The following is a 15,785-nucleotide window of genomic DNA, read 5'->3' as shown; positions in this document are numbered from 1 at the left end:
TTAACTTGACCTAAAAGGGATTTTAGGATATGATTATATTTGTTAATTAGAAATTATTTGGAGGAATCGTTAACATGGCAAACAAACAAGATTTGATCGCTAAAGTAGCAGAAGCTACAGAATTGACTAAGAAAGACTCAGCAGCAGCAGTTGAAGCTGTATTTGCAGCAGTAGCTGACTATCTTGCAGCTGGTGAAAAAGTTCAATTGATCGGTTTTGGTAACTTTGAAGTTCGTGAGCGTGCAGAACGTAAAGGTCGCAACCCACAAACTGGTAAAGAAATGACAATTGCAGCTTCTAAAGTTCCAGCATTCAAAGCTGGTAAAGCTCTTAAAGACGCTGTTAAATAATCAGCCTTTGAAAAGCCTATTGTATCAAGCTTTCTAGCTTGGGCAGTAGGCTTTTTACGTACGATAGGCATGTCGTATATCTGAGGTGTAAGTCCTCGGTGGGCACCTGCTACCGGTGAACCCAATAGCGATTCCCAAGCCTGACTATCGTGAGGTAGCGGATTAAAATGGTCTGGGGATAGACCGTTTTAAGTCTGACGTTGGAAATAAGAATCGTCAGAGGAAGGGATGGCGAAATCGTGGCTCTACGAACAGGAACGTGATAGTAAGGCGTATATAGCGGATAAGGGGGCTCAAAACTCTAAAGTCCAAAAAGGTAGTCGTAACCTATATGCGTAAATCACGAGAGTAATTGAATTCGGACTAAGGTTTGTGTGAAAAAGATAAATCTTCCTAGTGCCTAAAGACTCTGCGTCAGATTTCCTATTTTCACTGTAACCTTCTAACGTCCTCATATCTTGTATAAACTAGGAAAGATGTACGACTTATCCGCGAGGTATCATGAGCGCTGAAAGCGTAGTAACAACGAATCATGAGAAGTCAGCCGAGCCCATAGTAGTGAGGAAACTTCTGTAATGGAAGTGGAGCGAAGGGGGGAATAATCTAGTAATAAATAGAGTTAAAAAGTTGAATGCTCCGAAAATATTGTATATATAGTAGTTGAATCTAAAATAGTACGAAACAATTTCTAAAACATTTATAGAAATTAATTTTACTTCCTCAATCGATTTGTTCTCATCTTATTTCAATCCGCTATACGTACGTATATAATGAAAAGAATTAAATAATAGAATTGTGCGATAACTATTTGAAGCAAGATTAGCTTATTAGAAAATCCAACAAGATAGCGAAGGATTTGTAATATAAAATATACATAATTTATTTTATGTTACAAATCCTTCGCTAAAATACTTACCATTATCTTGAATGCCTTAGGGAAACATGCTATACTACTTGTATGATTATTTTACAAGCTAATAAAATTGAACGTTCTTTTGCAGGAGAGGTTCTTTTCGATAATATTAACCTGCAGGTTGATGAACGAGACCGGATTGCCCTTGTTGGGAAAAATGGTGCAGGAAAGTCTACTCTTTTGAAGATTTTGGTTGGAGAAGAGGAGCCAACTAGTGGAGAAATCAATAAGAAAAAAGATATTTCTCTGTCTTACCTAGCCCAAGATAGCCGTTTTGAGTCTGAAAATACCATCTACGATGAAATGCTTCATGTCTTTGATGACTTGCGTCGGACGGAAAAACAACTTCGTCAGATGGAGCTGGAGATGGGTGAAAAGTCTGGTGAGGACTTGAATAAGCTGATGTCAGATTACGACCGCTTATCTGAGAATTTTCGCCAAGCAGGTGGTTTCACTTATGAAGCTGATATTCGAGCGATTTTAAATGGATTCAAGTTTGACGAGTCTATGTGGCAGATGAAAATATCTGAACTTTCAGGTGGTCAAAATACTCGCTTGGCTCTAGCCAAAATGCTCCTTGAAAAGCCCAATCTCTTGGTCTTGGACGAGCCAACCAACCACTTGGATATTGAAACCATTGCCTGGCTAGAGAATTACTTGGTAAACTATAGCGGTGCCCTCATTATTGTTAGCCATGACCGTTATTTCTTGGACAAGGTTGCAACGATTACGCTGGATTTGACCAAGCATTCTTTGGACCGCTATGTGGGCAATTATTCTCGCTTTGTCGAGTTGAAGGAGCAAAAACTAGCTACTGAGGCAAAAAACTATGAAAAGCAACAGAAGGAAATTGCAGCTCTGGAAGACTTTGTCAATCGCAATCTAGTCCGAGCTTCAACGACCAAACGTGCCCAGTCTCGCCGAAAACAACTGGAAAAAATGGAACGTTTGGATAAACCTGAATCTGGCAAGAAAGCAGCCAATATGACCTTCCAGTCGGAAAAAAACTCTGGTAATGTTGTATTGACTGTTGAAAATGCGGCCATTGGCTATGATGAGGAAGTACTGTCAGAGCCTATCAACCTAGACCTTCGTAAGATGAATGCTGTTGCCATCGTTGGTCCAAATGGTATTGGGAAATCAACCTTTATCAAGTCTATAGTAGACCAGATTCCTTTTATCAAGGGTGAAAAGCGCTTTGGCGCTAATGTTGAGGTTGGTTACTATGACCAGACCCAAAGCAAGCTGACACCAAGTAATACGGTGCTGGATGAACTCTGGAATGATTTTAAACTGACACCAGAAGTTGAAATCCGTAACCGCCTAGGTGCCTTCCTTTTCTCAGGAGATGATGTCAAAAAATCCGTCGGCATGCTGTCAGGTGGCGAGAAAGCTCGTTTGCTTTTGGCTAAATTGTCTATGGAAAACAACAACTTCCTGATTCTGGATGAGCCGACCAACCACTTGGATATTGATAGCAAGGAAGTGTTGGAAAATGCTTTGATTGACTTTGATGGAACTCTTCTATTCGTCAGCCATGACCGTTACTTTATCAATCGTGTGGCCACTCATGTACTGGAATTGTCAGAGAATGGCTCGACTCTTTACTTGGGAGATTACGACTACTATGTTGAGAAGAAAGCAGAAGTAGAAATGACTCAGGCTGAGGAAGCTTCAACTAACAATCAAGTAAAAGACTCAAGTCCAGTCAATGACTATCAAGCTCAGAAAGAAAGTCAAAAAGAAGTTCGCAAACTCATGAGACAAATTGAAAGTCTAGAGGCTGAAATCGAAGAGTTAGAAAGTCAAAGCCAAGACATTTCTGAAAAAATGTTGGAAACAAACGATGCCGTCGAACTGATGGAATTACAGGCTGAGCTGGACAAAATCAGCCATCGTCAGGAAGAAGCTATGCTTGAGTGGGAAGAATTATCAGAGCAGGTGTAAAGATGGAACATCTTGGAAAAGTATTTCGTGAATTTCGGACAAGTGGAAATTATTCTTTAAAGGAGGCGGCAGGGGAGTCTTGCTCTACCTCTCAGTTATCTCGCTTTGAGCTTGGGGAGTCTGACCTAGCAGTTTCACGTTTCTTTGAGATTTTGGATAACATTCATGTCACAATCGAAAATTTCATGGATAAGGCAAGGGATTTTCATAATCATGAACATGTTTCTATGATGGCACAAATTATACCTCTTTACTACTCAAATGATATTGCAGGTTTTCAAAAGCTTCAAAGGGAACAACTTGAAAAGGCTAAGAGTTCGACGAATCCCCTTTATTTTGAGCTGAACTGGATTTTGTTGCAAGGTCTGATTTGTCAAAGAGATGCGACTTATGAGATGAAGCAGGATGATTTGGATAAGGTAGCAGATTATCTCTTCAAAACAGAAGAATGGACCATGTATGAGTTGATTCTTTTCGGGAATCTCTATAGTTTCTACGATGTGGACTATGTCACTCGGATTGGTAGAGAAGTTATGGAGAGGGAGGAATTTTACCAAGAGATTGGTCGCCATAAGAGATTAGTGTTGATTTTGGCCCTCAATTGTTACCAGCATTGTTTAGAGCATTCTTCTTTTGACAATGCAAGCTATTTTGAGACTTATACAGAGAAGATTATTGGTAAAGGTATTAAGCTTTATGAGCGTAATGTTTTCCATTATTTAAAAGGTTTTGCCTTATATCAAAAAGGAAAGTGTAAAGAAGGTTGTAGCCAAATGCAAGAAGCCATGCATATTTTTGACGTACTAGGTCTTCCAGAGCAAGTCGCCTACTATCAGGAACACTATGAAAAATTTGTCAAAGATTAATTTTCCCAAATAAGGGAAAAAATAAAATGCTCCTTTCAGTTTTGATACAATAGTTTCAAAATTTGAGAGGAGTTTTTATATGAATCGCTATGCAGTACAGTTGATTAGTCGTGGAGCTGTTAACAAGATAGGGAATATGCTCTATGATTATGGAAATAGTGTCTGGTTGGCTTCCATGGGGACTATCGGGCAGACTGTTTTAGGAATGTATCAGATTTCTGAACTCGTCACATCTATTCTCGTAAATCCTTTTGGCGGAGTCATTTCAGACCGTTTTTCTCGTCGTAGGATTTTAATGGTGACAGACCTTGTTTGTGGGATTCTTTGTCTGGCCATTTCTTTCATAAGGAATGACAGCTGGATGATTGGAGCTTTGATTTTTGCCAATACTGTGCAGGCGATTGCTTTTGCCTTTTCTCGTACAGCCAATAAAGCTATTATAACTGAAGTGGTGGAGAAAGATGAGATTGTGATCTATAATTCTCGCTTAGAGCTGGTTTTGCAGGTTGTAGGTGTTAGCTCTCCTGTTCTTTCCTTCCTTGTTTTACAGTTTGCAAGTCTCCATATGACGCTACTACTAGACTCGCTGACTTTTTTCATTGCTTTTGTTCTAGTGGCTTTCCTTCCAAAAGAGGAAGCAGGAGTTCAAGAGAAAAAGGCTTTTACTGGGAGAGATATTTTTATAGATATCAAGGATGGGTTACACTATATCTGGCATCAGCAAGAAATTTTCTTCCTTTTGCTGGTAGCTTCTAGCGTTAATTTCTTTTTTGCAGCTTTTAATTACCTCCTTCCCTTTTCAAATCAGCTCTATGGAGTTCAAGGTGCCTATGCCACTATTTTAACTATGGGTGCTATCGGTTCCATCATTGGGGCTCTGCTAGCTAGTAAGATTAAAGCCAGTATGGAAATGCTTTTATTTTTATTGGCTCTGACTGGACTTGGGATGATGATAATGGGATTTTCCCTCCCATCCTATCTTACTTTTTCAGGTAATTTCGTTTGTGAATTGTTTATGACGATTTTCAATATTCACTTTTTTACTCAAGTACAAACCAAGGTTGAGAGCGAATTTCTTGGGAGAGTACTGAGTACAATTTTTACCTTAGCTATTCTATTTATGCCTATTGCAAAAGGATTTATGACAGTCTTGCCAAGTGTACATCTCTCTTCTTTCTTGATTATTAGACTTGGAGTTGTAGCCTTATCTTTCTTAGCTCTCGGATATGTTCGGACTCATTTTGAAAAAGAGACATAAGTCTGTTTGAGTTTTAAAAATAATTCCAATCTAAGTATTTTTTCCGCCCTTCTCGTTTGTGAGGAGGGCTTGTTTTATGGTAAAATGGTCTTATGAATAAAAGAATGAATGAGTTAGTCGCCTTGCTCAATCGCTATGCGACTGAGTACTATACCAGCGACAATCCGTCGGTTTCAGATAGTGAGTATGACCGCCTTTACCGTGAGTTGGTTGAGTTGGAGGCTGCCTATCCAGATCAAGTATTAGCAGACAGTCCGACCCATCGTGTTGGTGGCAAAGTCTTAGATGGTTTTGAAAAATACAGTCATCAGTATCCTCTTTATAGTTTGCAGGATGCTTTTTCACGTGAGGAGCTTGAAGCATTTGATACGCGTGTTCGTAAGGAAGTGGCTCATCCGACCTATATTTGTGAGCTGAAAATCGATGGCTTATCTATCTCGCTGACGTATGAAAAGGGGATTTTGGTTGCTGGTGTAACACGTGGAGATGGTTCTGTTGGTGAAAATATTACAGAAAACCTCAAGCGTGTCAAGGACATTCCTTTGACCTTGCCAGAAGAACTTGATATTACAGTTCGTGGGGAATGTTACATGCCACGCGCTTCTTTTGACCAGGTTAACCAAGGTCGCCAAGAAAATGGAGAGCCTGAATTTGCCAATCCTCGTAATGCGGCGGCAGGAACCTTGCGTCAGCTGGATACAGCAGTAGTTGCCAAGCGTAATCTTGCGACTTTCCTCTATCAAGAAGCCAGCCCTTCAACTCGTGATAGTCAAGAAAAGGTTTTGAAGCACCTAGAACAGCTTGGTTTTGTGGTCAATCCTAAGCGAATCTTGGCTGAAAATATAGATGAAATCTGGAATTTTATCCAAGAAGTAGGAGAGGAACGGGAAAATCTGCCTTATGATATCGATGGAGTGGTAATCAAGGTCAATGACCTAGCAGGCCAAGAAGAACTTGGTTTTACCGTTAAGGCTCCAAAGTGGGCAGTAGCCTACAAGTTCCCAGCTGAAGAAAAAGAAGCTCAACTCTTATCAGTTGACTGGACAGTTGGTCGTACCGGTGTTGTGACTCCAACTGCTAATCTGACTCCTGTTCAGCTAGCTGGTACAACTGTTAGCCGTGCAACTCTGCACAATGTGGATTATATTGCTGAAAAAGATATCCGCAAAGACGACACGGTTATCGTCTATAAGGCCGGGGACATCATCCCTGCCGTTTTACGTGTGGTAGAGTCCAAGCGGGTTTCTGAAGAAAAACTAGATATCCCTACAAACTGCCCAAGTTGTGACTCTGACTTGTTGCACTTTGAAGATGAAGTGGCTCTCCGTTGTATTAATCCGCGTTGCCCTGCTCAAATCATGGAAGGCTTGATTCACTTTGCTTCTCGTGATGCTATGAATATTACAGGCCTTGGTCCATCTATTGTTGAGAAACTTTTCGCTGCCAATTTAGTCAAGGATGTGGCGGATATTTATCGTTTGCAAGAAGAGGATTTCCTCCTTTTAGAGGGGGTTAAGGAAAAATCCGCTGCTAAACTGTATCAGGCTATCCAAGCATCTAAGGAAAATTCTGCCGAGAAGCTCTTGTTTGGTTTGGGAATTCGCCATGTCGGCAGTAAGGCCAGTCAGCTCTTACTTCAACATTTTCACTCGATTGAAAATCTGGCTCAGGCAGATCCAGAGGAAGTGGCTAGTATTGAAAGTCTGGGTGGTGTGATTGCCAAGAGTCTTCAGACTTATTTTGCGACAGAAGGCTCTGAAATTCTCCTCAGAGAATTGAAAGAAGCTGGGGTCAATCTGGACTATAAAGGACAGAGTGTTGTAGCGGATGCAGCCTTGTCAGGTTTGACCGTTGTATTGACTGGAAAATTAGAACGACTCAAGCGCTCAGAAGCTAAAAATAAACTCGAAAGTCTAGGTGCCAAGGTAACAGGCAGCGTTTCTAAAAAGACCGACCTCGTCGTGGCAGGTGCAGACGCTGGAAGTAAACTGCAAAAAGCACAAGAACTTGGTATTGAGGTTCGAGATGAAGCATGGCTAGAAAGTTTGTAATGTTCGTTTAAAACCAGAGTTTAGATAATTTGACTATGTCTGTTAATCGAGACGAGATTGGTCAAGAATTTATTAGTGAAACAGAAATAAATTAAAATAAAAAGGAAAAATAAAAATGTATACCTACCCTATGCGCATTCATTACCATCGCAAGAATGGCGAATATGACACTTGCTCTTTTGTAAAGAGTAAGGATCAACGAATTGATTTACTAACTTACCAAGAAGATTATTTTGGTGCTTTATTTAGCTTTGAACACCCAAGCGTTCATCCCTTAGAAAGCTTGAATTTTGTGGTTCATACAGGTCAAACTAGTAAAGAATATGCTATCCGTTTTAATCACTATCCCCTATTAACAGAGGTCTGGATTTTGGAAGGCGATGATAGGATTTATTACTCTGAAAATCCTGCTATTGCCAGTCCTTTCTATAAAAATCAAAATCCTTTTGCCTTTGATAAGGCCATTAACAGTGCTAGTTTTGACCATCATTGGGGTTACCAAGGGGAACTGGGTTGCCGTGTAGAGGACAATCAGGCTCATTTTTCCCTTTGGTCACCAACAGCGACAGCAGTGCAGGTTGTGGTTTATGAATCAGCTGCTAATGATACACCTGTTTGGAAAACTTTTGATATGGAAAGAGGCAATCGCTACTCTTATAACCATAAGGACAATACTATTGGTGTCTGGAGTTTGGATGTTGAGGAAGATTTGACTGGTAAGGCTTATCAGTATCAAGTCCAATTCCCTCATCACGAAACACTGACACGTGATCCTTATACAATCGCGACCAGCCCTGATGGCAAACGTTCAGCTATTTTGAGTCATGCAGAAAAGCAAGTTGAAAACTTTGAGGTTAAGCACGGTTTGGAGGCTACTTGGCGTTTGACAAATCCATGTAAGGCAGTTATTTGTGAAATGCATATTCGTGATTTGACCCAATCACCGACCTCAGGTGTGGATGAACATCTTCGAGGAACTTTCTTAGGTGCTGCTCAAACTGGAACGGTTAATCAGTATGGCCAGTCAACTGCTTTTGATCACATCAAGAAGTTGGGCTACAATTATGTTCAGTTGCAACCAATTGCAGACCGTCACAAAGAATACGATGAGGACGGGAATGTAACCTACAACTGGGGTTATGATCCACAAAACTATAACGCACCAGAAACTAGTTTTTCAACTAATCCAGAGGATCCAGCTCAGGTCATTCGCGACTTGAAGACCATGGTTCAAGCTTATCACGATGCGGGCATTGGTGTCATTATGGATGTGGTCTATAATCATACCTTCTCAGTAGTTGATGCACCTTTCCAAACAACAGTCCCTGATTACTATTATCGTATGAATCCAGACGGTACCTTCCAGAATGGAACGGGTGTTGGAAATGAAACAGCCAGTGAACACGAAATGTTCCGTAAGTACATGATTGATTCTCTTCTATACTGGGTGCAAGAATACAATATTGACGGCTTCCGCTTTGACTTGATGGGGATTCATGATGTCAAGACCATGCAGATGATTCGTCAGAGCTTGGATGAAATCGACCCTAACATTATCCTCTATGGAGAAGGATGGGATATGGGAACAGGCCTTGCCCCTTATGATAAGGCTAAGAAAGACAACGCCTACGAAATGCCAAATATTGGTTTCTTTAATGACAATCAGCGTGATGCTGTCAAAGGTGGAGAAGTTTACGGTGCAATTAAATCAGGTTTTGTCAGCGGTGCTGCGACAGAGCCAATTCTAGCCAAAGCAATCCTAGGAAGTCGTGAATTAGGAACCTATACACATCCAAATCAAGTGCTTAACTATGTGGAAGCCCATGACAATTACAATCTTCACGATTTATTGGCAACCCTACATCCAGACCAAAGTTCAGAACAAATCATGCGCAAGGTCGAGACAGCCACAGCCATGAATCTGCTCATGCAGGGGATGGCCTTTATGGAAATCGGTCAAGAATTTGGTCGTACCAAACTGGTTGCGACTGGTGAGAATGGTGAGTTGACACATGATGATAGAGAGCGTGCGATGAATAGCTATAATGCTCCAGACAGTGTGAACCAAGTGAACTGGGATTTGATCAATGAGCGTCAAGACAGTATTGAGTTTATCCGTCAAGTCATCCGATTGAAGACAAAAACTGGTGCCTTTTCTTACTCTAGCTATGATGAAATTTACCATCATGTCTTTGTGCATTCTGCGATTGAACATAGCGGCTGCCTTATCTATGAAGTTCACGGCAAAGAACACCTCTTGGTGGTTGTGAATGCTAAATCAGAACCCTATCAATTTGAAAATGCAGGAAATTTAGCTATGTTGGTAACCAACAGTCGCTCAAAAGAAGATAATGTTTTAGATGATATTAGTCTAGCCGTCTTGAGTGTTTTATAAAGACCATCTATCTCGCTATTCTAACACATCATTGGAAGTGAACGAATAGAAAGAGCTTAGCTAACAACTCACTTGTATAGAAAATTTGATAAATATTTTCATCAAACGTGTAAAATCAGGAAATTATTTTCCTGGTTTTATTTTTTGCTATAAAAAAATAATATTGGTGGCAAAAATACGAACTTTTTGGTATTATAGTAGAGAAAAGAAAGGCGTTTTCACATTTTTTTGAAAAAACATTGATTTACAAGTGGACACATCAGTGAATTTGTTGAAGATTTTCAAAATAATTTTAAAGAAGTATAGTAATTTACTTGAATCTTCTCTAAAAAGGTAGTATAATAAAAACATAGAAAACGCTTACATAAAAGAGGGGGTATTATGGATAAAAGAGAAGCTTTGCGCACCTTTATGACAGGAGAAAATTTTCACCTTCAGCATTATCTAGGAGCACATAAAGAGCAAGTGAATGGAGAGTGTGGCTATACTTTCCGTGTTTGGGCACCTAATGCTCAGGCTGTTCACTTGGTTGGTGATTTTACCAACTGGATTGAGGGTCAGATTCCAATGGTAAGAAATGACTTTGGGGTCTGGGAAGTCTTTACCAATATGGCTCAAGAAGGGCATATTTACAAATATCATGTCACACGTCAAAATGGTCATCAACTGATGAAGATTGACCCTTTTGCTGTCAGATATGAGGCTCGTCCAGGAACAGGGGCAATCGTAACAGAGCTTCCTGAGAAGAAATGGAGGGATGGACTTTGGCTGGCACGAAGAAAACGTTGGGGCTTTGCTGAACGTCCTGTCAATATCTATGAAGTTCACGCTGGCTCATGGAAAAGAAATCCTGATGGCAGTCCTTATAGTTTTGCCCAGCTCAAGGATGAACTCATTCCTTATCTCGTTGAAATGAACTATACTCATATTGAGTTTATGCCCTTGATGTCCCACCCACTAGGCTTGAGTTGGGGGTATCAGCTTATGGGTTACTTCGCTTTAGAGCATGCCTATGGCCGACCAGAGGAGTTTCAAGATTTTGTCGAGGAGTGTCATATCCATAATATTGGGGTTATCGTAGACTGGGTACCCGGTCACTTTACCATCAACGATGATGCCTTAGCCTATTATGATGGGACACCGACTTTTGAATACCAAGACCATAATAAGGCTCATAACTATGGTTGGGGCGCTCTCAATTTTGACCTTGGAAAAAATGAAGTCCAGTCCTTCTTGATTTCTTGTATTAAGCATTGGATCGATGTCTATCATTTGGATGGTATTCGTGTGGATGCTGTTAGCAACATGCTCTATTTGGACTATGATGATGCTCCATGGACACCTAATAAAGATGGGGGAAATCTCAACTATGAAGGTTATTATTTCCTTCAACGCTTGAATGACATTATTAAGTTAGAATATCCAGATGTGATGATGATTGCAGAAGAAAGTTCGTCTGCAACCAAGATTACGGGAATGAAAGAGCTTGGTGGTCTAGGATTTGACTACAAATGGAACATGGGCTGGATGAATGATATCCTCCGTTTCTACGAAGAAGATCCGATTTATCGTAAATATGACTTTAACCTAGTGACTTTCAGCTTTATGTATGTTTTCAATGAAAACTATCTCTTGCCATTCTCGCACGATGAAGTGGTTCATGGCAAGAAGAGTATGATGCATAAGATGTGGGGAGATCGTTACAATCAATTCGCAGGCTTGCGCAATCTCTACACTTACCAAATTTGTCACCCTGGTAAGAAATTGCTCTTCATGGGTAGCGAATACGGTCAATTCCTAGAATGGAAATCTGAAGAACAGTTGGAGTGGTCTAACCTAGAAGACCCAATGAATGCTAAGATGAAGTATTTCACTTCTCAGCTAAACCAGTTTTACAAAGACAACCGCTGTCTGTGGGAAATCGATACCAGCTATGATGGTATTGAAATCATTGATGCGGATAATCGAGACCAGAGTGTTCTTTCCTTTATTCGTAAGGGTAAAAAGGGAGAAATGTTAGTCTGTATCTTTAACATGGCACCTGTTGAACGGAAAGATTTTACAATCGGATTACCCGTTGCAGGAATTTACGAAGAAGTCTGGAATACTGAGTTAGAAGAGTGGGGAGGCGTTTGGAAAGAACATAATCAAACTGTTCAAACGCAAGAAGGACTATGGAAAGATTATGAGCAGACCTTAACCTTTACCCTACCAGCTATGGGAGCTAGTGTCTGGAAAATCAAACGCCGCTTGAAACCTACTAAAACCGTCACAAGTAAAAACCAAAAAGGAGTAGAAAATGAAGAATGAAATGTTAGCTTTGATTCTTGCTGGTGGGCAAGGAACTCGTCTCGGTAAACTCACTCAAAGTATTGCAAAACCAGCTGTGCAATTTGGTGGGCGCTACCGCATCATTGACTTTGCCCTATCAAACTGTGCCAACTCAGGGATTCATAATGTTGGGGTCATTACACAGTATCAACCACTTGCTCTCAACAACCATATTGGGAATGGTTCAAGTTGGGGCTTAGACGGTATTAATTCAGGTGTCTCTATTCTTCAACCTTATTCTGCAAGTGAAGGAAATCGTTGGTTTGAAGGGACTAGTCACGCTATTTACCAAAATATCGACTATATCGACAGTGTCAATCCTGAGTATGTCTTGATTTTGTCTGGGGACCATATCTACAAAATGGACTATGATGATATGCTCCAATCTCACAAGGATAATAATGCCAGCTTGACAGTAGCAGTTTTAGACGTCCCTCTTAAAGAAGCGAGCCGTTTTGGTATCATGAACACAGATGCTAACAATCGTATTGTTGAATTTGAAGAAAAACCAGCTCAACCTAAATCTACAAAAGCTTCTATGGGAATCTACATTTTTGATTGGCAACGCCTTCGTAATATGTTAGTCGCTGCTGAAAAGAGTAAGGTTGACATGTCAGACTTTGGTAAAAATGTCATTCCAAATTACCTTGAGTCAGGTGAAAGTGTTTATGCTTACGAATTTAGCGGTTACTGGAAAGATGTTGGTACGATTGAGTCACTTTGGGAAGCGAACATGGAGTACATTTCTCCAGAAAATGCCTTGGATAGTCGTAACCGTCAATGGAAGATTTACTCAAGAAACTTGATTTCACCACCAAACTTCCTCGGGGCAAATGCTGATGTGGAAGACTCATTAGTTGTAGACGGATGTTTCGTTGATGGAACTGTTAAACATTCTATCCTTTCAACAGGCGCGCAAGTTCGCGAAGGAGCGGAAGTTGTTGATTCAGTTATCATGAGTGGAGCTATCATTGGTCAAGGAGCTAAGATTAAACGTGCCATTATTGGTGAAGGTGCGATTATTTCTGACGGTGTCGAAATTGATGGAACAGATGAAGTACAAGTTGTAGGATATGATGAAGTAGTGGGGGTAGCAACAGATGAAGATTGATAAATATTCTGCCATTTTAGGAAATACAGTTGGTTTTCATGATATGTCGACATTGACGGACCACCGTCCAGTAGCAAGTTTGCCATTTGGTGGGAAATATCGTTTGATTGACTTCCCGCTTTCTAGTCTTGCTAATGCAGGTGTTCGTAGTGTCTTTGGTATTTTCCAGCAGGATAATATCAGCTCAGTCTTTGACCATATCCGCTCAGGACGTGAGTGGGGCTTGTCAACTCTTCTTAGTCACTATTATCTAGGAATTTACAATACCCGTGTAGAAAGTAGCACAGTTGGAAAAGAATACTACCAACAGCTTCTTACTTATTTGAAACGTTCTGGCTCAAACCAAACGGTTGCCCTCAACTGCGATGTCTTGATTAACATTGATTTGAACCAAGTTTTCCACCTACATAGTACAACAAAAGGGCCTGTCACTGTAGTTTATAAAAAACTAGCTAAGAAAGATATTTCAGAAGTAAATGCAATCTTAGAAGTGGATGAAACAGACCATGTTCTTTCTCATAAACTCTTTGATAGTAAGTCAACAGCTGAAACGTTCAATATGTCTACAGATATCTTTGTCGTTGATACACCGTGGTTGATTGAACGCTTGGAAGAAGAAGCTAAAAAAGAACATCCAGAGAAGTTGCGTTATGTTTTACGGGATTTGGCTGCAAAAGAGGGAGCTTTCGCCTACGAGTATACAGGCTACCTTGCAAATATTCACTCTGTAGAGTCTTATTACAAAGCTAATAAAGATATGCTTGAATCACAAAAATTCTACTCTCTCTTCTCACCAAACCAAAAGATTTATACAAAGGTCAAAAATGAAGAGCCAACTTACTATGCTAATACATCTAAGGTAAGTACTTCTCAGTTTGCGTCTGGTAGTATCATTGAAGGTCAAGTGGCTCATTCTGTTCTATCACGTAATATTCATGTCCATAAGGATAGCCTGGTTAAAGATAGCCTGCTCTTCCCTCGTGTTGTGATTGGAGAAGGTGCTCAGGTCGAATATGCTATCTTGGACAAGGGTGTTGAAGTTGAGCCTGGTATTGTGATTCGAGGAACTGCAGAACATCCAGTTGTCGTTAAGAAAGGTAGCAAAGTAACAGAGGATATTCATTCATGAAAATTTTATTTGTAGCAGCAGAGGGTGCACCCTTTTCAAAAACAGGTGGTCTGGGAGACGTCATTGGCGCTCTTCCTAAATCACTAGTAAAAGCGGGACATGAAGTTGCAGTAATTTTACCCTACTATGACATGGTAGAGGCTAAATTTGGAAATCAGATTGAAGATGTTCTTCATTTCGAGGTGAGTGTTGGTTGGCGCAGACAGTACTGTGGGATTAAGAAAACCGTCTTAAACGGTGTAACCTTCTACTTTATTGACAGCCAATATTATTTCTTCCGTGGCCATGTTTACGGTGATTTTGATGATGGGGAACGTTTCGCTTTCTTCCAACTTGCCGCCATTGAGGCTATGGAAAGGATTGACTTCATTCCTGACCTTCTCCATGTTCATGACTACCATACAGCCATGATACCGTTCTTGTTAAAGGAAAAATACCGTTGGATTCAAGCCTATCAAGGTATTAAAACTGTTTTAACCATTCATAATTTGGAATTTCAAGGACAATTTTCAGAAGGAATGTTATGGGATTTGTTTGGAGTTGGCTTTGAGCGTTATGCTGATGGTACCCTTCGCTGGAACAACTGTCTGAACTGGATGAAGGCTGGTATTCTTTATGCTGACCGTGTTTCAACAGTTTCACCTAGTTATGCTCATGAAATTATGACCAGTCAGTTCGGATGTAACTTGGATCAGATTCTTCGAATGGAGTCTGGTAAAGTTTCTGGTATCGTGAATGGGATTGATGCTGACCTTTATAATCCTCAGACGGATGCTCTTTTAGACTATCATTTTAATCAGGAAGATTTGTCTGGGAAAGCCCAAAACAAGGCAAAATTACAAGAAAGAGTTGGCTTGCCAGTTAGAGCTGACGTTCCACTGGTGGGAATTGTTTCTCGTTTGACACGTCAAAAAGGTTTTGATGTGGTGGTAGAAAGTCTGCACCATATCTTGCAAGAAGATGTTCAGATTGTTCTTTTGGGAACTGGAGATCCAGCCTTTGAAGGAGCTTTCTCATGGTTTGCTCAGATTTACCCAGACAAGCTATCAGCAAATATCACTTTTGATGTCAAACTTGCTCAAGAAATCTACGCTGCTTGTGACCTCTTCCTCATGCCAAGTCGTTTTGAACCGTGTGGCTTGTCTCAAATGATGGCGATGCGTTACGGAACCTTGCCGTTGGTCCATGAAGTTGGAGGCTTGCGAGATACCGTTCGCGCTTTCAATCCAATCGAAGGGAGCGGTACTGGCTTTAGCTTTGACAATCTATCTCCTTACTGGTTAAATTGGACTTTCCAAACAGCATTGGACTTGTATAGAAATCATCCTGATATTTGGAAAAACATACAAAAACAAGCTATGGAGTGTGACTTCTCATGGGATACAGCCTGCAGGTCATATCTTGACTTGTACCATAGTTTAGTTAATTAATAGA

Annotated in this window: 10 protein-coding genes; all 10 read left to right on the top strand. The window is 40.5% G+C overall.

The window, feature by feature from the left end; genetic code table 11:
* Positions 1-74 precede the first annotated feature (74 nt).
* The 10 genes from HT679_RS02190 (at position 75) to glgA (ending at position 15,781) form a co-directional block, all read left to right on the top strand.
* Positions 75-350 (top strand): HU family DNA-binding protein, encoded by a 276-nt coding sequence (locus HT679_RS02190; protein WP_001284639.1) that lies wholly within the window; start codon positions 75-77, stop codon positions 348-350.
* Positions 351-1,308: 958 nt separating this feature from the next.
* Entirely contained in the window at positions 1,309-3,210 is a 1,902-nt protein-coding gene (locus HT679_RS02185) for an ABC-F family ATP-binding cassette domain-containing protein (RefSeq protein ID WP_173212658.1), read from the top strand.
* 2 nt (positions 3,211-3,212) lie between these two features.
* Complete coding sequence (locus tag HT679_RS02180) at positions 3,213-4,076, top strand: MutR family transcriptional regulator (protein WP_173212656.1); 864 nt, start codon at positions 3,213-3,215, stop codon at positions 4,074-4,076.
* Between the two features lie 79 nt (positions 4,077-4,155).
* A complete protein-coding gene (locus HT679_RS02175; protein WP_173212654.1) occupies positions 4,156-5,334 on the top strand; it encodes an MFS transporter in 1,179 nt (392 codons plus the stop codon).
* Between the two features lie 92 nt (positions 5,335-5,426).
* Positions 5,427-7,385, top strand: a complete 1,959-nt coding sequence (gene ligA, locus HT679_RS02170; RefSeq protein ID WP_173212652.1) for an NAD-dependent DNA ligase LigA — start codon at positions 5,427-5,429, stop codon at positions 7,383-7,385.
* A 115-nt stretch (positions 7,386-7,500) separates the two neighbouring features.
* Positions 7,501-9,780 carry a type I pullulanase gene (pulA, locus tag HT679_RS02165; RefSeq protein WP_173212650.1) on the top strand — a complete coding sequence of 760 codons (2,280 nt, stop codon included), beginning with the start codon at positions 7,501-7,503 and terminating at the stop codon, positions 9,778-9,780.
* A gap of 381 nt (positions 9,781-10,161) precedes the next feature.
* Entirely contained in the window at positions 10,162-12,090 is a 1,929-nt protein-coding gene (glgB, locus tag HT679_RS02160) for a 1,4-alpha-glucan branching protein GlgB (RefSeq protein ID WP_173212648.1), read from the top strand.
* Positions 12,080-13,222 (top strand): glucose-1-phosphate adenylyltransferase, encoded by a 1,143-nt coding sequence (locus HT679_RS02155; protein WP_049512069.1) that lies wholly within the window; start codon positions 12,080-12,082, stop codon positions 13,220-13,222. The genes glgB and HT679_RS02155 overlap by 11 nt, the downstream gene beginning before the upstream one ends.
* Entirely contained in the window at positions 13,212-14,351 is a 1,140-nt protein-coding gene (gene glgD / locus HT679_RS02150; protein WP_173212646.1) for a glucose-1-phosphate adenylyltransferase subunit GlgD, read from the top strand. The genes HT679_RS02155 and glgD overlap by 11 nt, the downstream gene beginning before the upstream one ends.
* Positions 14,348-15,781, top strand: coding sequence for a glycogen synthase GlgA (glgA, locus tag HT679_RS02145; RefSeq protein WP_173212644.1), 1,434 nt, complete (start codon positions 14,348-14,350; stop codon positions 15,779-15,781). The genes glgD and glgA overlap by 4 nt, the downstream gene beginning before the upstream one ends.
* The last annotated feature ends 4 nt before the right edge of the window (positions 15,782-15,785 follow it).

The organism is Streptococcus sp. 4886, from assembly GCF_013276485.1.
Classification (GTDB): domain Bacteria; phylum Bacillota; class Bacilli; order Lactobacillales; family Streptococcaceae; genus Streptococcus.
The sequence above is the reverse complement of the archived record's forward strand: the minus strand, read 5'-3'. Positions and strand labels throughout refer to the sequence as shown.

What these genes read in the sequence shown, in the direction of transcription:
- pulA (WP_173212650.1), top strand. Translation starts at nt 7,501, where the DNA reads ATGTATACCTACCCTATGCGCATTCATTACCATCGCAAGAATGGCGAA.
- HT679_RS02175 (WP_173212654.1), top strand. Translation starts at nt 4,156, where the DNA reads ATGAATCGCTATGCAGTACAGTTGATTAGTCGTGGAGCTGTTAACAAG.
- HT679_RS02190 (WP_001284639.1), top strand. Translation starts at nt 75, where the DNA reads ATGGCAAACAAACAAGATTTGATCGCTAAAGTAGCAGAAGCTACAGAA.
- glgA (WP_173212644.1), top strand. Translation starts at nt 14,348, where the DNA reads ATGAAAATTTTATTTGTAGCAGCAGAGGGTGCACCCTTTTCAAAAACA.
- ligA (WP_173212652.1), top strand. Translation starts at nt 5,427, where the DNA reads ATGAATAAAAGAATGAATGAGTTAGTCGCCTTGCTCAATCGCTATGCG.
- glgB (WP_173212648.1), top strand. Translation starts at nt 10,162, where the DNA reads ATGGATAAAAGAGAAGCTTTGCGCACCTTTATGACAGGAGAAAATTTT.
- glgD (WP_173212646.1), top strand. Translation starts at nt 13,212, where the DNA reads ATGAAGATTGATAAATATTCTGCCATTTTAGGAAATACAGTTGGTTTT.
- HT679_RS02155 (WP_049512069.1), top strand. Translation starts at nt 12,080, where the DNA reads ATGAAGAATGAAATGTTAGCTTTGATTCTTGCTGGTGGGCAAGGAACT.
- HT679_RS02185 (WP_173212658.1), top strand. Translation starts at nt 1,309, where the DNA reads ATGATTATTTTACAAGCTAATAAAATTGAACGTTCTTTTGCAGGAGAG.
- HT679_RS02180 (WP_173212656.1), top strand. Translation starts at nt 3,213, where the DNA reads ATGGAACATCTTGGAAAAGTATTTCGTGAATTTCGGACAAGTGGAAAT.